Origin of the sequence: Paenibacillus cellulositrophicus (assembly GCF_009363095.1) — a bacterium.
Classification (GTDB): Bacteria; Bacillota; Bacilli; order Paenibacillales; family Paenibacillaceae; genus Paenibacillus_AQ; species Paenibacillus_AQ favisporus.
Genome location: NZ_CP045295.1, coordinates 4,821,731 through 4,837,953, shown reverse-complemented (window position 1 = coordinate 4,837,953; position 16,223 = coordinate 4,821,731). Strand labels below are relative to the sequence as shown.

Annotated in this window: 20 protein-coding genes and 1 pseudogene; 2 read left to right on the top strand and 19 right to left on the bottom strand. The window is 42.1% G+C overall.

What is annotated here, in order from left to right; translation table 11 throughout:
* Nucleotides 1-14 precede the first annotated feature (14 nt).
* Nucleotides 15-578, bottom strand: coding sequence for a GNAT family N-acetyltransferase (locus GCU45_RS21930; protein ID WP_152400507.1), 564 nt, complete (start codon nucleotides 576-578; stop codon nucleotides 15-17).
* Between the two features lie 923 nt (nucleotides 579-1,501).
* On the opposite strand from GCU45_RS21930, the gene GCU45_RS21920 reads away from it, so the two are divergent.
* Complete coding sequence (locus GCU45_RS21920) at nucleotides 1,502-1,729, top strand: DUF6199 family natural product biosynthesis protein (protein WP_152400505.1); 228 nt, start codon at nucleotides 1,502-1,504, stop codon at nucleotides 1,727-1,729.
* A gap of 217 nt (nucleotides 1,730-1,946) precedes the next feature.
* On the top strand, nucleotides 1,947-2,147 hold the full coding sequence (locus GCU45_RS21915) for a hypothetical protein (RefSeq protein WP_152400503.1): 201 nt from the start codon (nucleotides 1,947-1,949) through the stop codon (nucleotides 2,145-2,147).
* A 394-nt stretch (nucleotides 2,148-2,541) separates the two neighbouring features.
* Here GCU45_RS21915 and GCU45_RS21910 read toward each other — a convergent pair whose 3' ends face one another.
* From GCU45_RS21910 to GCU45_RS21835, 18 genes and pseudogenes are all read right to left on the bottom strand, one after another.
* Nucleotides 2,542-2,961 (bottom strand): GNAT family N-acetyltransferase, encoded by a 420-nt coding sequence (locus GCU45_RS21910; protein ID WP_152400501.1) that lies wholly within the window; start codon nucleotides 2,959-2,961, stop codon nucleotides 2,542-2,544.
* 326 nt (nucleotides 2,962-3,287) lie between these two features.
* Nucleotides 3,288-3,365, bottom strand: a pseudogene (locus GCU45_RS34575) (hypothetical protein); the annotation flags it as partial.
* A 149-nt stretch (nucleotides 3,366-3,514) separates the two neighbouring features.
* The gene (locus GCU45_RS33855) at nucleotides 3,515-3,676 is read right to left on the bottom strand and encodes a hypothetical protein (RefSeq protein ID WP_163879033.1); all 162 of its coding nucleotides are present in this window, start codon (nucleotides 3,674-3,676) and stop codon (nucleotides 3,515-3,517) included.
* Between the two features lie 124 nt (nucleotides 3,677-3,800).
* Nucleotides 3,801-4,163 (bottom strand): VOC family protein, encoded by a 363-nt coding sequence (locus GCU45_RS21900; RefSeq protein WP_152400496.1) that lies wholly within the window; start codon nucleotides 4,161-4,163, stop codon nucleotides 3,801-3,803.
* A 146-nt stretch (nucleotides 4,164-4,309) separates the two neighbouring features.
* Nucleotides 4,310-5,122 (bottom strand): class I SAM-dependent methyltransferase, encoded by an 813-nt coding sequence (locus GCU45_RS21895; RefSeq protein WP_152400494.1) that lies wholly within the window; start codon nucleotides 5,120-5,122, stop codon nucleotides 4,310-4,312.
* A gap of 42 nt (nucleotides 5,123-5,164) precedes the next feature.
* Nucleotides 5,165-5,545, bottom strand: coding sequence for a VOC family protein (locus GCU45_RS21890; RefSeq protein WP_152403249.1), 381 nt, complete (start codon nucleotides 5,543-5,545; stop codon nucleotides 5,165-5,167).
* Nucleotides 5,546-5,562: 17 nt separating this feature from the next.
* Nucleotides 5,563-6,309 carry a class I SAM-dependent methyltransferase gene (locus GCU45_RS21885; protein WP_152400492.1) on the bottom strand — a complete coding sequence of 249 codons (747 nt, stop codon included), beginning with the start codon at nucleotides 6,307-6,309 and terminating at the stop codon, nucleotides 5,563-5,565.
* Nucleotides 6,310-6,457: 148 nt separating this feature from the next.
* The gene (locus GCU45_RS21880) at nucleotides 6,458-6,922 is read right to left on the bottom strand and encodes a VOC family protein (RefSeq protein ID WP_152400490.1); all 465 of its coding nucleotides are present in this window, start codon (nucleotides 6,920-6,922) and stop codon (nucleotides 6,458-6,460) included.
* Nucleotides 6,923-7,328: 406 nt separating this feature from the next.
* Nucleotides 7,329-7,655, bottom strand: a complete 327-nt coding sequence (locus GCU45_RS21875) for a hypothetical protein (RefSeq protein ID WP_152400488.1) — start codon at nucleotides 7,653-7,655, stop codon at nucleotides 7,329-7,331.
* A gap of 178 nt (nucleotides 7,656-7,833) precedes the next feature.
* A complete protein-coding gene (locus GCU45_RS21870) occupies nucleotides 7,834-8,346 on the bottom strand; it encodes a phosphotransferase-like protein (RefSeq protein ID WP_152400486.1) in 513 nt (170 codons plus the stop codon).
* A 96-nt stretch (nucleotides 8,347-8,442) separates the two neighbouring features.
* Complete coding sequence (locus GCU45_RS21865; protein WP_152400485.1) at nucleotides 8,443-8,892, bottom strand: hypothetical protein; 450 nt, start codon at nucleotides 8,890-8,892, stop codon at nucleotides 8,443-8,445.
* Nucleotides 8,893-9,205: 313 nt separating this feature from the next.
* Nucleotides 9,206-9,391: a DUF4177 domain-containing protein gene (locus GCU45_RS21860; RefSeq protein WP_145160624.1), complete on the bottom strand. Its 186-nt coding sequence runs from the start codon at nucleotides 9,389-9,391 to the stop codon at nucleotides 9,206-9,208.
* Nucleotides 9,392-9,557: 166 nt separating this feature from the next.
* The gene (locus GCU45_RS21855; protein WP_192716627.1) at nucleotides 9,558-9,887 is read right to left on the bottom strand and encodes a low molecular weight protein tyrosine phosphatase family protein; all 330 of its coding nucleotides are present in this window, start codon (nucleotides 9,885-9,887) and stop codon (nucleotides 9,558-9,560) included.
* Nucleotides 9,888-9,905: 18 nt separating this feature from the next.
* Nucleotides 9,906-10,058: a hypothetical protein gene (locus GCU45_RS33850; RefSeq protein WP_167527182.1), complete on the bottom strand. Its 153-nt coding sequence runs from the start codon at nucleotides 10,056-10,058 to the stop codon at nucleotides 9,906-9,908.
* Nucleotides 10,059-10,372: 314 nt separating this feature from the next.
* Nucleotides 10,373-11,923, bottom strand: coding sequence for a hydantoinase/oxoprolinase family protein (locus GCU45_RS21850; protein ID WP_152400480.1), 1,551 nt, complete (start codon nucleotides 11,921-11,923; stop codon nucleotides 10,373-10,375).
* Nucleotides 11,916-13,019 carry an S-methyl thiohydantoin desulfurase family protein gene (locus GCU45_RS21845; protein ID WP_152400478.1) on the bottom strand — a complete coding sequence of 368 codons (1,104 nt, stop codon included), beginning with the start codon at nucleotides 13,017-13,019 and terminating at the stop codon, nucleotides 11,916-11,918. The genes GCU45_RS21850 and GCU45_RS21845 overlap by 8 nt, the downstream gene beginning before the upstream one ends.
* Nucleotides 13,020-14,285, bottom strand: a complete 1,266-nt coding sequence (locus tag GCU45_RS21840; RefSeq protein WP_152400476.1) for a cytosine permease — start codon at nucleotides 14,283-14,285, stop codon at nucleotides 13,020-13,022.
* Nucleotides 14,286-14,420: 135 nt separating this feature from the next.
* Nucleotides 14,421-15,950 carry a PucR family transcriptional regulator gene (locus GCU45_RS21835; protein WP_244364203.1) on the bottom strand — a complete coding sequence of 510 codons (1,530 nt, stop codon included), beginning with the start codon at nucleotides 15,948-15,950 and terminating at the stop codon, nucleotides 14,421-14,423.
* Nucleotides 15,951-16,223 lie beyond the last annotated feature (273 nt).

The window sequence follows — 16,223 nt, the reverse complement described above, 5'->3', positions numbered from 1 at the left end:
CTAAAAAGCCGCAGCTACGCAGCTGTAATAGAATCTTTCTTCAGCATCGAGAATATCAATGTATCCATGATGAACTCACCAAATATATAGTCCCGAAGCAAACCCTCCTGCACAAAACCCAACTTCGTTAAAAGATTTACAGACGAATGGTTTTCCGGCATTACTTTAGCTTGTATTCGGTTCATATCCAGCTCATTAAATGCAAAAGGAATAATCGCATTGAGCACTTCGGTCATGATCCCTTTTCCCCAATAATCTCTTGATAAGTTGTAGGATAAGTTAACCATGGATCCTCTAACAAAATCGTTCAATACGCATGTCCCAATAATTTGATCCTCATCTTTCGTAGCTATTCCCCAAGTGATCATTTCTTTTCTGGTAAATGCGTTTTGAAAGCGCGTAAATGTCTTTGAGGCTGTCTCGATATTTTTGGGCCCTGGATATCCCCAGTATTTTGTTACTTCATGATCTGAGAAATAACTGTAGTATGCCTCGGCATCTTCCGAACGTAATTCTCTCAATATAAATCTTTCAGTTTCAAGCTTAGGGAAAGAAGTAAATGCATCTTTAAAAGGCATATTGGATCCTCCGGTTTATGGGTTTTTAAAGCTTCTTGTGTCATCTGGGACATCTTCCATGATTATACATTGGGTGACCGAGGGGCGTCAGTCCCAAATGTTAGGCACTGACGTGCCTATTTGCTTAAACCTACAATGTCATTCTAGAATTCATCAGACATATCGTTATCATGCACTTCCCAGAATTTGTTAATAGTGATAATGTATTTATAACTAATTAATAATAAGGAGATAGTTAAATTGCATAAAAAGAAATACTTCACCCTTTTACCACTGTTCCTCCTTCTCGCAATCATCCTGGCTTTCACTCTTCCAGACGATAAAAAGTCTTTTGCATTACTAGCCATGATTGCCTTTTGGATTACTTACTATGTCTGGATTTACATTGAGAAGCGGATACAGAAGAAGAACGAATAGTATTTTTTCTGACTTCTGACTCTACTGTGTCATTACCTCTATTCTTATTGATGATTGATCGTTAGTGGTTATTTATGGATTAAAACCCTTATTTTGTGCTAAGGTCTATAATGAGGTGCATCCATGAATGGTAAAAAACTTGTGCTCTTGATTGTGCTTATCTGTGCATTTGGATTAATCGCTATCTATGGGTTAATTTATTTGATCATATGGTTTGCTTTTAATTCATAAATATCGGCCCCGGCGTCCTCGAAAATCTAACTTCTGCTTCCATCCACTCTCCCTGAATATATTCCCCTGTAATAGTCTTAGTCTATTGGGAGGTGATAACATGAGTGGTAAAAAATTTTTCCTGCTGGTAGTGCTTATGGGAATCGCATATTGGATATTTCTTGTGATAGGTATTTTATAGTAAGTGGATTGTTTTACGTTAAGAATCGTAAGTGATATGGGGCGGAACTTCGAGTAACTCCTAAGCGTCTTATAATAAAGGAGCTGATTTACCCATGGTTCAAGCAACCTTAATTATTTTCAGCGCTATATTTATTGCACTCGGTATCCTTAGTCGCATTAAACCCACGTTTGGTTGGAATATGAATGAAGCGTGGAAAGTAAAAGATGACTCCGAGCCAAGTGATGCCTACATTGAAGCCCGAAAATTCGGTGGGTTTATTGCGATCGTGATTGGTTCATTTTTCTTTGCACTTGGAATTCTACTAATATTCATATATTAAGCTCTCAGTAAGCCAAGTTATTTATACGAGCCGAGTCTAATCCCTTTGTCCCTCTTATTTATCCGTTCATATAAGTATAGTTTGCCAAAAGCGATCGTACAAAAGCAAAGGGTACCGATACGACAGGGTTGATCGTCTCTTATATACTCTGTAACCGGCATGACGAATGCCCCACCGAGACATGAAATGATGTTCAGCCTGGAGGTGAAAAACAGCTATGAAAAATAGAAACGTAACAGGTATTGTGGTGGCCATTATTTACTGTATTGTCCTTTATGGGATTTTAATTGAAGCACCCCCTGGTGAAGTTCCAAATAATCCGCCATGGGCATACTTAATGATTCCGCTTGGAGCAATTGCAAATACGGCTCTCTTTGATTTTGTGATCAAGTACGATTTCTTTAAAAAAAAGGAATAAAAAATGGAAAAGTGAAGGAATGTGGTTCATAATTTGACCTGTAGGAGATATCAAGACTTTGTCGCCCGGTCAGACTGGACTAATCATAGCTATTCTTTATATTCGCCCTTTAATATTCTTTCTTTAGCTATGCTCCTAATTTCTTCGTCATCGTCATTTATTAATAATTCTAAGACACTTAGTTTACTTTCTTGTTTCTAACTATTGATCCTCGAACCAGTGCTTCTTTATGATCTACGAACCCGAAAACTTAAAGGTCTGTAATGGTCGCCGAAACTCTGATAGGTTCTCTGGGTTGCCTGCTGCTAAGTCTACTCTCCTGAAGACGCTTTATACTGTTAGCGATGCAACGTGGATACATTGTTATGGAATGTTCATATCTTTCCACGAGTCCCTACAATGAGTTGTTACTATACTCGCATTTAAATCGTTCTACCCCTGGATATTTTTCTCCTAAACTTATAATCTTAAAGCCCTTCTTTTTATAAAAATTCACTGCATCCTTATCAGTTTCCGCTACTAATTTATTGATTTTTGTTGACTTAATTACGTATTCTATTAACTTACTTCCCAACCCCTGCATTCTAAATTCAGGATGTATTGCAATATGTTTTAACTCTGTTGCTGATTCACCTCGAATTAATCCAATAATCCCTCTTAATGTGTTATTTAAATATATTCCATACAGTTCTCTGTTTGTTTTTGTTTTGTATTTACTACATTCGGTCTCGATCCTTTCAGCAACCGGGCTCATACAATAGGATAAAAATTCATAGAGAACTTGATCTGATAAATCACTAACCTTACAGATCATATAGATGCTCCCTTCTGATATGATTTTATATTTACTTTGCGTGTATTTCATAGTTGAACTGCAAACCGTCCCGTCCATATCGATTCCCGCCTTGATCCGGTCGTCCGTGTAGGACGCATCAAACGCCGAAGCCCCACCGAAGGAATGTCCCATAATATCGATTCGCTCCATACTTTCCCGATGTTCCGTCCCTGTTCCAAAAAAAGATCCTCATCCAAGACATCTCTGTAGTCCGTCAGCCTGCCATCCGGAAAAATCGTCGCCAACGTACTGTAGGTATGGTCGATCGCGGCAACGACGTAGCCGTGGCTTGCCAGTTCTTCAGCCTGTGAAGCGTGAAGTACCATCCCCGTGCCCATCCCATGGCTTAGGATAATCAGTGGATACGGCGCCGCTTCGTGCACCTCTTTGGCATTTGAATACGAATCGGTGTCGATATACTTCCAGTAGCTCAATATTCATGATGGAATGCCGATCTGCTTGACAGCCAGGAGCCGGCCGCGATGCAGTGCTATCGGATGAATCGACTTTCTCGATATTCCCTACAAAGCCATTAATCTTTCCTATCCCACACCACGATGAACAGCGTTGCTAATGGTCCAATTAATAGTGATATTAGAAACCAATGAAGTCCGCTTCTGTTCTTTCCTTGTGCTAATCCTGCATTAATTAATGCAAGTGTTCCCCAGCCAACAGTGAACTCACTATTATTCATAAATTAACTCCTTATTTTTGTTAAATCGACGCTGCAGCACTTTGTTAAAAGAAGGAACTTTGTAACACCTCAAATCATGTACTTCTTATTTTCACCTTTAAAATGCCTTTGAGATTACATATTTTTAAATTGGTTTAATAAACTCAACCCGATTGCCAAATGGATCCCTGAATTCAAATCTTTCATATCCTGGTATTGCTACAGATTCCAGTATCTCAATACCATTATTGTTAAGCAGCTTTTCCATTTCTATTAAGTTTTCCACTTCATACGCTAGATGGGCTTTCGTTTGTAAACGATCCACTCCATCTTCAGTTCCAACATGTAATTGTTGTTCTCCTACCTGAACCCAAAAGCCGCCTCGACCAACTAATGATTCCGGTTTTGGGATTTCTTCCAGTTTCAGAATGCCACAATAGAAGTTCCTGGCTTCTTCTTCTTTTCCCTTGGGAATTGTGATTTGGGCATGGTGAAATCGTTTTATCATATCAATGCTCCTTCTAAAGGTTTTAATATATCGCTTCGTTCGGCTTAAGGCATATCGCAACGTAGCCAAGGGCCGTCTGGCCCGACGGTGAATACTTTGTTATATGATGAAGATCCCTTCTTGGAAATTAAATCAAATTAGCCCCCTTATTCTACTTTCGCAGTTATTAAATAATGATAATTGATAACTCTTAGCCCTTTCTCAGTTGCATACTTATAGAAGATTTCTTCTACTCCCTTAAGACATTGACTCCAGACAAAATCTTTTAGTTCTTCGCTCTGACCAAAACACTTTTTGATCAAAACATCTTCAGGTGCAGCAAGATACTCCACTTCCTCTAGTAGACGAATACTCATTTGAGATAAACCCACACTTTGATTTAATTTATGCCGTTCTTCTACTGCATCCAGGTTGTACGGATCATAAGGTAACGGAGAAAACAATCCGGGAAACAGGTCTCTTAATCCCCCATCCGTTCCTCCATGGTATAATCCCAAAATAAATCCGTCTTGCTTTAAAATACGAGATGCCTCTTGGTATAACCATGGACCCTTCTTGGTGTAAACAATATCGAAATAATGATCTGGAAAGGGCAATTCATCATCTGCGTTAACTACTAAATATTTAGTTGACTCATGGTTATTGTTTATATTCGCCCTTTTAATAAAGTTTTCTCTATTATCAATCCCGATTACTTCTTTCACTTTATTTCCCCAGATACCTGTAAAATCTCCATGCCCGCAACCAACATCTAACATTCGAGAGTCTGGAGTTATGAATGAAGATAGATGCTCAGCAAAAATCCTTTCTGCAGTCGGCATTTCAAATGTGGAATTCCATGGGTATCGATATTCACCAACACTACTATTTAATTGCGAATACCATTCCGGAGTATGAGGGGTGATCCAATCCGGATGTTTTGAAGGGTCCGGAAAAATGCACTTGTCATTCATCTCCATAAATACCTCCCCCTTGATTCCTTATAAAACTATCATTTAGGATTAGTTGTAATTAGAGATTTCGATTAAATTTCCATCTGGATCTCTTAGATAAACAGACGTGATCGATCCTAATGCCCCTGTTCTAAATACAGGACCTTCCTCAATCATTACATTGCAATATTCTAAATGGCGTATGACATCGGGTATAGGATCGTCAGTTATAAAACATAAATCAGCAGTGCCTGGCATAGGCGTTTTCGCTTTTGGCTCAAACTCTTTGCCTGCTTCATGTAGATTTATTTTTTGCTGCCCAAAATGCAATGCCTTTCGTCCTTCTCCAAACGTAACTGTTCGCATTCCTAAGACCCGAGAATAAAATTCACAGGTTTGATCAATATTCGAAACAGTCAACACTAAATGATCTAAACGATTGATGTTTATTTTAATCAACCCCTATTTTAAAGTTTTCTTGCTTTGATCACGAAGGTTACCGGAAACATCTTCGCTCTTTTTACCAAATCATCATTTGCATCGTGCAATTGTATGATTTCATTGTCAGTTTCTTCAATCATTTGTTCAATAACAAAACCTGCTTTCGCCAAAGCATTGATGTAGGTTGATAGTTTACGATCAGATAAGGTCAGTTCGCCTTGACAAAAATCTGGAGATACCGAATACCAGGATTCATCGAAATAAGGCTTGTTCATAGCAAATCTATTATTTTCTTGAACAACACATCGGTGTATAGGATGAGACCAGCTGAAAATAAATATGCCGTCTTTTTTTAAATAAGAAGCGACCCGGCAAAAAGTGCCTTCAAGGTCAGTTGTCCAGCCTATGGCGTAAATTGAATAAACAACATCAAAATAATCTGCGGGTATGCCACACTCTTCTTCCATGGGAGAACAGATCAATTTTGCTGACAGGCCGCACGCCGTCATATGCTGCTTTGCCCTTTCAATTTGTTTTTCTGATATATCGATTCCCCATAGTTCAGATGCTTTGCGATCCCCGTGATATTGCAAGGAGTGACCGTTTCCACAACCAATCTCTAATAACTTTTTTCCGGAAACATCGCCAAAAAGTTGGCACTTTTCTTCTGAAACAAAGGCCCCATAATAAGGAAGCACGATGGCTCTTAAAAAGTCATTTCCTTTCGTATCCCAATAGAAGCTGTTTGTTTCATGAACATGATGCTTATTCAATCTATTGTCCTCCTCTTCTTTCGATACCCCTCGGCCAAACCGAAGAGCGAACGCCCCACAGCACGAATATGGTGTTATACGAAATCCCCTTCTTAAACAAAAAACTTGCTGTCATTCGCGAAGCAGCTCTCTTATATTCGTTCTTCAATTAAGGTTGCCACACTTCCCATATGTTACCATCAGGATCTGCGAACGTTATGTTCGGTCCGCTTGTTACTCGTTCACCTAAAATGTTCACTCCGTTTTCCTTGAATCGTTTAGACAGTTCTTGAATTCTGGGAGTAATAAAGCATGCCATTGCATGGGGTTTGCCGTTGTCCAATGACCATGAAAAACGCAATCGACCGCCTTCTTCGTCCGATTGGTGAAGGAACAATGCAGGTACGACTTGCCTTAAACCAGGTGACGGCATGTTTCCATTGCGATCGGGAAGATTCAATACAGCCGTCTTCATTCCAGGCTCAACAAGATCGTTGTTTGCAGGTTGGTACCCTAAATTTATTTGGTACCATTGAATAGACTCGTAAACATCGTTTACTGGCACGTAAATACAAGTGATCCCCGTAATGTCTTCCAGGCTTTCCTCTACATCGTTTCCCTCATTTGCGCTCATATCATTTCCTCCCTCTCATCATTGGTTAATCAATTCAGGCTGCACTTTCAGTTCTATTTCTCGCTTGGGTACGATTTTTCTTAGTGTTATTATATATGTAATAAAGACCAAGTGCTGCGAACACTTGGTCAGTACAATTGGCTTGGATGGTTTATTCCTTTCTAAGTCGTACAGGAAGAAAACCCACCTTCGGCCTCAACCTTTGGGTGGGTTTTTACTTTCTCTAGTTGTTTTATAGATGTATGTTAATAGAGCAAGAATGAAGACCCTGCCCACCTAAGATTCGATTAGTTATATTTTACCTTTATTGGCATTTGCGTACAAGCGTCCTCAATTGGATATGTCCGCCTTAACGTCACTTCTCCGTAATCCACCTGGCGCACCGAGGTCAGCATTTCTTGAAAAGCTAACTTGTTTTTAGTTTTTCATATTCGTTGTACCATTCTATTTTATGAGTTTTTAATAATCCTAAAGCTTCATTCAATGCTGAATCTGTAAATATAGTTAGTTTTTTGAAGTCAATATTCGAATTTCTTATCCAGATTTCAGTCAAAACCTCTCCGGCACTTGCTTGTAGCATTATATCGATCTGATTATTCTTTGCTATATTAAATAGAGCTTCGATAACTTCATTGTTATTAAATTCGGCCAAGACAATAATTGCATCATCTCTTTCATCGAATCGAGCTGATTCATCTTTCACAATTTGAATAAGTTTTTCCCATCTCTCCAAGGAGATCACCCCAAATTACACATAATATTCAGTGCCGATATATCTGTATTTTTAATCAAAACCGGAAGTTCGGATAGCGTTACCGTACTTCTTGTGAACCAAGGCCGAACGGCCGGCAGCGTCCGATGCTCCCGACTTCTTCGAACAGTTACCAATAATATCTTGTGTTGTTTTACGATTACTTAAATAGTGTGCTAATTATAATTTCTGCACACTCTTCTGGTGTATTTAAACTGGTATCGACTGAGCAACTATATTGAATGTTCTCCGCCATTAATTCACTTTGCCAATCTGACTGATCCTCTGATCTATCCCCACGCTCAATATTGCGCTTGCGACATATATCTAAAGGACAATACACCTCAACAATTTCTAATGGATACCCCATAAAAATGCCTTTAACCTTGTCATAGTGTGGAACTAACTCGGGTCTTTCAACTAAAATCCCATCGATTAGAATGTTCTTGCCACTATCTGAAAATAATCTTGCTGTATGGTACATCATAATAATGACTTCGCTAAGATACTTCCAATAATCTTCATGCAGATGTTTATCCCCTATCATTTGTTCAAAAAGGTCATTTGCAACTACATAAAAAAATGGATCCGTGTACGATTGAATTGCATCAACGATAGAAGTTTTTCCAGAGCTTGTTACTCCATTCAAAAAGATAATTTTCCCTTTATCCATCTGTCTCCTCTTCCTGTGAGTGGTTATAGATAAGAATTACACTCATCATAATATCTTAGGGGTTTCGGATAACTTTCCTTGAAAACTATCCTATTATTATCTTTCAGTTCTTTCATACCAAGTTCTGTAACCCTCAATGTTTGTTTCTGAGTGATCACTAGCGTCCGATGTCTTGAAGTACCTAGCGTAATACGCATGTTCAATTGTTTTTTTATCTTTATCCGTATTAATATCCAGATATATATTTGATATTTCCAATCCCCATTTGACACTCCGAGCAATATCATTGATGTTATCCATTGTTGCAAATTTCTCAATTTCTTTAAGAATCGATTCCAGTTCTTCTTTACTCGATTCTTTGCTCATATCTATTCTGCAAAAAAGGTTGGGACGAGTGAATGTAAATTGGACTTTTTCGATCGACGGAGAAAGATCCTTCAAATCTTTTGTTAATTCTTTGGTTGAATCGGTATCTACACTGTGAGTTGTACTGCACCCTGCTGAAAATAGAAGGAAACATATTAATATAGCGATCCATTTATTCATTCTGCACTCCAATTAGTGAGTATTTGTAAATAGATTTATATTATTTCTTGTTTCACTGCGGTTAAATGCAGGGTTGTCCGGCCAATCAGCTTCTCGAAATGCGACAGGCGGACAAAGGGACGACGAATTGAATGGGTTGTTACGCGAAGAACGGTTTCTTGATCAACTTTCAATAGTCTCTTCAGCTGGATGAATATATGGCGGGTTCCAAAGGTCTTACATTAATCTATTTTCAAAATAGCTCGCTCTTATCTACATTCCTACATCTGATCTTATATGCCTTTCCTATGTAACCACCTAATTTTCAATTCTTCTATTCGTCTACAAGCTTTTCAAAGATGATTTCATAATCCGTGGGCTTGCCTTGACCGTTATAGTTGGTTGGTAGAACTTGAACTAATCTCCACCCATTCTTGGCATATTCAGCTATTGTTTCATGGTGTGTAGCCTCTCTAAAAAATCCACCAAGATCAGTCTCTACAAAAATATATTTGTACATTTACTTCATACCTCCCAATTGATTTATTTTTCTTTCGGCAAGCAATAATTTCATCTAACGTTCCTCTATTACGACGTCCCACCGACTTAACCGCAGCGTGGCTGTTATATGTTGTCGGGGCATTCTTGAATAATCTCAAAAATAGACCATTCCATATTCTCTTCATTTATTCAGGTACTTCAATGTATTCTGATACTCTTGTTTTCAATATTTCAATTAGTTCTTCATCCATATATCTATACTCATCTTCTATATCAAGTCTTATTACTCGCTTTCCGTTTAGATCTAAGCTGAATTTTTCTTTCAGTCTTCTTTCATGTTTTTTCTCCATTACAAATATTAAATCAGCCCATCCAATATGGCCGGCAGTAACTTTGATTCTCGCGTTCTCTTCTGTACCGGCAGATTTTACATCATACATGTTGTACTGTTCAAATATCTTCTCTGCTGTAAGACTTCTCCATCTATTTCTACTACAGATAAATAACAACTTTATATTGATCACCTTCAGAAATTATTTCATATCTCCCTCAAAATAAAAAAGCAATAATTGGCTTGGATGGCTTATTCCCACTCTAAGTCGTACAGGAACAAAACCCACCTCTGGCCTCAACCTTTGGGTGGGTTTTACTTTCTCTTGTTGTGTTAATGCATCTTTCACTTTCATGGCTCCACCTCCTTACGAAGGGAGACCATGTCCGCCTAAGATTGAATTGTAGCTATAATATATTATATTTTACCTTTTATCATATTTACGCTCAAGGTTCTTATAGAATGCGTGAGATCTCATTTTTGCTCATCTCGGTGCACCTTATGGATAAGAAAAACGTCTATCGACGTACCTTCAAAGAAGACAGACCACGTTTAGCGGAAGCTTTTCTTGTAGATCAGGAAGGTGAAGCTCCGAAACTTATACTTTCTGATCTCTTAACAAAAAAAGAGCCTCACACAAGTCGTATGAACTCGCGTGAAGCCTCTCATCTACTTCATGTTTCCTACTACTTTCACTCTCAGTCTCGTCGCATTTCCCGGATGATAAGCCAGCGGGGTTTCTTCCACTTCCACAAGCTCCACCGTAGCCGGATCAGCGCCAGCCAGCACCGCCTGCTTCACGGCTTTTTCTTGCGCATCTCTTAATGAATCCTCACGGGGCTCTGTAGAATAGATATAAATTTGTTCATATTGTCCGCTGATTTGAGCTATACACGCGCCAATGGCGTTGGCTACGCCCCCGTTCTCAGGCTTAATCATATGGGATACCCCGCGAATGGTGTCCGGGATAACGACACTGCCGCCGCCTACCAAAACAAGCTCAACGTCTCCCGAGGAGGTCTTCATTTTATCAATGGCCTGCTCAATGATGGCTGCAATTTCAGACTGCACCTTTTTAGCGAAATCTTCATCCAGATGCGCTACCAAGCTCTTATCCCCGACATCCGCGAGACCCAGCCGAACGGCAATGTCTGTTGTCGTCAGCGTATGCCCGCCAAAGACCAGCGCTTCCTGTCCAATCTTGTATCCTACGCTGTCAGGGCCAACTGTAATTTTGCCGTTCTCCGAACGCACAATGCTTCCGCCGCCCAACCCGACGGAGATAATATCCGGCATGCGGAAATTCGTGCGGATATCGCCAACCTCGACCGCAACCGAAGATTCTCTCGGGAAGCCGTCCTGCAACACCCCGATGTCCGATGTCGTCCCTCCCACGTCGAGAACCATCGTATCTTTGATCTTCGCCAAATAAGAGGCACCACGTATGCTGTTCGTCGGCCCGCATGCAATGGTTAGGATCGGAAATTGCTTAGCGTAATCGATTGACATCAGGGTACCGTCATTCTGGCATAAAAACACCGCTGCGTCCGTGATGCCCTCTTCTTCTAACGCCTGCACAAATCCTTGGGTCGTCGTTTCAATCACCTTGCATAAGGCTGCGTTCAGTATGGTCGCATTTTCCCGTTCAATTAAGCCGACAGAACCAATCAATGAAGAACAGGAAACAGGGAATTCAGGTCCGTATACTTGATGGATGAGATCGCGAATCTGGAGCTCCTGATCATTTTTAATGGACGAAAACACACCAATGACTGCGATGGACTCGACACTGCTCCCCCATTCTTCTAAAAGAGCTGTAATTTCAGCTTTATCAACTTCTCCAAGCACTTGGCCGTCATATTCATATCCGCCATGAACGAGAGCATATTTACCCGACAGCTTCTGAACCATATCCTCAGGCCAAGACGTGTACGGAGCAACGGAGGCCGTTGCCGGATAACCCAGACGAATGACTCCGACTTGGGCCAGCTTTTTACGCTCAACAATGGCATTAGTACACTGCGTCGTGCCTAACATGGCATGCGTGATTTGGGTTTTATCAATATTCGATTCCTTCAGCAAATTCCGGAGCGAAGTTTCAATCCCTGTTTTAATATCTAGACTTGTTGGGGATTTAACCGCATGAATCAAATGATGATTCTCATCCAATATGATGGCATCTGTGTTGGTGCCGCCTACATCGATCCCGATTCTATACATTCTCAGCCACCGCCTTTTTCACCAGTTCCTCAATAGCAACATAATCGTAATCATATCCGAAGTATCTTGGTCCTACCGTCTGGACTCCCTTTTCCGTTCTCCACTTTTCATGAGCAGGCAGTCCAACCACCCGTACGCGTTTACCGTATTTCAGGCTCTCCGTAGTTACAGGCGACAAGGTTTCGTAATCAACCAGACAGATCAAATCGGGGGTCATCGCTACCACTTGACCGTTCTTTTCAGCAATCAGGTTTTCATTTTGAAAATGAACCTTCATCTCGCCGCCTTTAAACGCCTCGATTCCTTCAAGATGCATTTGGCCGAGGTTAAATCCTCCCTTGGTTTCCCGGATGACATCCACAATTTTGCCTTGGAAAAGTTCATAGCCGGACACCAGTTTCAGCAGTTCTTGAAGCTTATCGCCCGCGTCCCGATTCTTCGATGTAATGATGGCTCCGATCTGTTCGGACAGGGTCACGATATGATGAACGCCGCTCTGCTTGATTTGCGCACCCGTTGCCGGGTACAGGCTGACTAAAGCACTGGCACCCATTTCAACCGTAGCCACTCTCGCCAGCCGTTCCGTCCATTTGTTATCAATGGTCTCAAAGATGCCGATGTTCCCTTTTTCATCCGTAATCGCCATCGGTGTCGCCGGTATGCCGTCCAGGTTAAACGTGACCATTTGCAGCTCCGGGAATGCCCGTCCCATACCGTCACAGTCGATCAGAGGCAATCCCAGCTGCGCTGCAACGACGATGGGAATCATAGAATTGACGCCCCCCGCTTCCATCGGAAACGTGCCGGCGATCTGTTCTTTTCCCAAGTAATTCGCTAATTTTTGAAAAACCTTCACAAACTCGTCCCCTTTAGGGAATTTCTCCACGAGTACGGAAGGCGCCCCCATCATCGCGGCCGGGATAAAAAAGTCCTCATCCTGAATCTCATCGACGGAGAACAGTTTTACAGGTCCAAACTTCTCAATGGCCGAGAGAGCCATCAATTTGCCGATGTAAGAGTCCCCCCCTCCCCCGGTTCCTAAGAATGCTGCGCCGACAGCGATGTTTTCAACAGCTGCTTGATCTAAATATCTCATTTACGTTTCCTCCAATATGACTGTTTTCCGAGCCGATAAACGATAGCCTGCATAATAGATGACAAAAGAAATGACAATCCCGATCAACGGCTGATTCGGTAACTGCGGCAGGCTTGGGAACAGGGATAACACAACAGGGGCACAAGCGATGACCGCGCCCACAAGCCAGGAAATAACGCCCAGTATATTCACGCCTTCGACCTCATGCCAGCGGCTCTTATCCCCTTTGCCAAGCACCCAGTATGATGCGATCATCACGCCTGCCACCGGCGGAATCATGGCCGACAGGATGGACATAATCGGCGTAAAATAGTTGAGTATGCCAACGACAGCCAGTACCGTCCCAATCGTTCCGGCGATGCCGACGGCCCATTTTTCTTTTTCCTTCGATACGTTGAACACGTTTATTAAGGCAAAACCGCCTGAAATGGCATTCACGAGGTTCGTCTTCCATGTAGCGAGGATCAAAACCACACCGCCAATAAACGGAGTCGTGATGCTCAAAAAGGTTGCTGTAATATCGCTGGCCTGGTAAGCAATCGTCAGGACGGCTCCTGCACCGATCATCAGCAAGCCTGCTGGGATAATTCCGAATAGGGCGGCTTTCAGGACATCGGACCGTTTTCTCGAAAATTGGGAGTAATCTCCCGCGACAACCGCTCCCAAGGCAAACGAACCCAGGGTTACCGCCAGTCCGTCCGTAAAGCTCATAGCTCCATGTGGCTTAAAATTCTGAATAATCTGAAGGGAGTCACCGGTCAATGCTTTGATAAGACCAAATACGCTGATCCCAATCAATAAAGGAACGGCAATATAGCTGATGACGCGCAGCACTTTAACGCCATAGATCGCCGAGACCACCATCACAAGACCGCAGATAAGAGAAGCCAGCGGAACCGGGACACTCATTCCACCTACGGCTAACAAATTGGCCAAGGCCGCACCGCACACATTCGCCTGAATTCCGAACCATCCGAGGCACGCAATGGCGAGGATGATCGAAAGAATCGTCCGGGATCCTTGTTTGCCGAACACCTGACCCGCAACCTGAACCGTCGGTCTTCCCAGCTCCGTGCTTTGAATCCCCTGCAAAATCATGAGCAATACAATGATGGAGTAACCCACCAACGTGACGAGCAGCGCTTTCGACAATCCCATGCCTGCCACCAGCGTGTTTCCCACCAATAAACTGGGGATGCTGATGACCGCGCCGGCCCAGATGATCCCGAGACTGAACCAGGATTGATGCTCTTTAACGGCTTTCATATGATCTCCCCTCCTCAACCTTGTTCGTTCGAATTGTTTTTTCTTATTGTAAAAGATGAAGCCGGGCAGCGTCTTTTTCAGAAAACAAAAAAAAATCCGATGTTTTTGTCTGATTGGACAAAACATCGGAACTTTTTAGTTATGGATGAGACGGTAGACCATGCAGGCGGTATAAACATCGTACGATTCCGAATTGATGGTCACATCATATCCGATGAGCTCGCAAATTTTTTTGATGCGATATTTCACCGTATTTTTGTGGACGAACAACAGCTTGCTGCAGTCATCCATATTCCCCTTCGCATCCAGAAGAAAAGTCATCAGGGTTTTCAGTGCGTCAGGGTCGTCCAATATCGGCTCTAGGACAGACAAGCATTCTTCAGTGATCTCTTCCCCTTGTTTGCTGAGGTCGATCGCCCGTTTCATGGAACGGACTTCAGCCGCGGTGTATAATTTGCGGTGATGGTAGATGCGGTGTACCTCTTTAGAGGCTTCGTTGACGAGCTGGTACATTCGGCGTACGTCCTGTGTGTTCCGCATCCTCGGAGAATATACGATGCTCGATATTTCAGCGATGAGACTCGTGGTTTCGATATATTCCGCTGCAATTTCAAACTCATTGTATTTATAGGAGCAATTCCCTAGCAAAACGACAATGCCGTGATCGATCGTTTGAATGACCGCGGTTTTATAATATTGCGAGAGATACGCTTTTAAGTCTTCCCTTATCCTTCGTTCCTCCGACAAATCCTGAATGTACACGAGCCACATCATTTGGATGGCGGAAACGTCGATATACAGCAAACTGGCCAATCTGCGCATTTTTTCGCTTTCATCATTCACGATGGCTTTAACCAAAGCGTATTCGCTGACCTCGTTATGCTTATCTCCCCACAAATTGATGGCCACCTGCACCACCTCGCTGATTTGATCCATCGTCTTCGGCGGCAGCTTCGAATTTTCTTTAATGATAAACAGGTACAGGGACTCGCCGTTTTTTTGCTGAACACGTTTGTATTCAACAAAGCAGGACGAATCCAGCTCTCCTTCTCCCGTTCTGCCGTTCAAAATGGAAGGCGCCATGGACTGGATCAGATCCGCAACAGGGAGCGATGAATTGCGCGGCCACATGACACGATTGATGATATCCAGGTTGCTGTTTGTCAGAACGATGTTCGCTTTCATCCGGTCCGACAGCAGTTTAAGGGTAATTTCCACGCTCCGCAAATGTTCCGGCAGCAGCGATACCTTTTCCAGTGATTCATTCACGAAATGCTCATTCACATTCTGATTGCTGACGATCGCCTCCATGACTTCATAAATGACTTCATTATATCGAAGAGAGTAATCGTTTCTCGGCATGCAAATGATAATAAAATTCAAAGATTCAGCCAGCTCGAGCACTTCATCGGCGATATCTGGCATTACAATGCCAACATAGTACAGAATCAGCCCCACTTCACCCAGGTCATGCAGGTACTGAATGGTTTTGCACTGCTGCTCCACGCTGTCCTTTATGGAATAAAAAGAGCTGATGACCAGCTCTTCGGCATACCACTCTTCTTGAACGGTCTGAATAATTTGCGAAAAGAAATTAACATCCGCCACCTCTAAAACAGATAAAGAGGATACGGTCTGATGAAGCCTGCTTGTTCCAGTGACCACCTGAGCTCCTCTAAATGAAGGCAGCTGCAGTACATCTTTAACGGTTACCCCAATTCAACCACCACTTTTTTGTCGATTCAAGCTGCTCCTATTCTTCAATCTGTGCAATAGCTTGATCATATACTTCTCTACATCTTTTATAGATAATATTAGTATAACCCTCGTTAAGATAAGCAACCAAGTAAGTTCCTTTGCCAACTATGAAATTTTTTGCATATTCGGCTTGGTCCACTAAGATGCTGCGTCTAAAATCGGCTCGTACAAATATCATCC

Coding starts and splice junctions, on each gene's coding strand:
- GCU45_RS21895 (WP_152400494.1), bottom strand. CDS start 5,122: ATGGAGATGAATGACAAGTGCATTTTTCCGGACCCTTCAAAACATCCG.
- GCU45_RS21870 (WP_152400486.1), bottom strand. CDS start 8,346: ATGGATAAAGGGAAAATTATCTTTTTGAATGGAGTAACAAGCTCTGGA.
- GCU45_RS21850 (WP_152400480.1), bottom strand. CDS start 11,923: ATGTATAGAATCGGGATCGATGTAGGCGGCACCAACACAGATGCCATC.
- GCU45_RS21915 (WP_152400503.1), top strand. CDS start 1,947: ATGAAAAATAGAAACGTAACAGGTATTGTGGTGGCCATTATTTACTGT.
- GCU45_RS21930 (WP_152400507.1), bottom strand. CDS start 578: ATGCCTTTTAAAGATGCATTTACTTCTTTCCCTAAGCTTGAAACTGAA.
- GCU45_RS21865 (WP_152400485.1), bottom strand. CDS start 8,892: ATGAATAAATGGATCGCTATATTAATATGTTTCCTTCTATTTTCAGCA.
- GCU45_RS21880 (WP_152400490.1), bottom strand. CDS start 6,922: ATGAGCGCAAATGAGGGAAACGATGTAGAGGAAAGCCTGGAAGACATT.
- GCU45_RS33855 (WP_163879033.1), bottom strand. CDS start 3,676: ATGAATAATAGTGAGTTCACTGTTGGCTGGGGAACACTTGCATTAATT.
- GCU45_RS21845 (WP_152400478.1), bottom strand. CDS start 13,019: ATGAGATATTTAGATCAAGCAGCTGTTGAAAACATCGCTGTCGGCGCA.
- GCU45_RS21900 (WP_152400496.1), bottom strand. CDS start 4,163: ATGATAAAACGATTTCACCATGCCCAAATCACAATTCCCAAGGGAAAA.
- GCU45_RS21840 (WP_152400476.1), bottom strand. CDS start 14,285: ATGAAAGCCGTTAAAGAGCATCAATCCTGGTTCAGTCTCGGGATCATC.
- GCU45_RS33850 (WP_167527182.1), bottom strand. CDS start 10,058: ATGAAAGTGAAAGATGCATTAACACAACAAGAGAAAGTAAAACCCACC.
- GCU45_RS21920 (WP_152400505.1), top strand. CDS start 1,502: ATGGTTCAAGCAACCTTAATTATTTTCAGCGCTATATTTATTGCACTC.
- GCU45_RS21910 (WP_152400501.1), bottom strand. CDS start 2,961: ATGATCTGTAAGGTTAGTGATTTATCAGATCAAGTTCTCTATGAATTT.
- GCU45_RS21860 (WP_145160624.1), bottom strand. CDS start 9,391: ATGTACAAATATATTTTTGTAGAGACTGATCTTGGTGGATTTTTTAGA.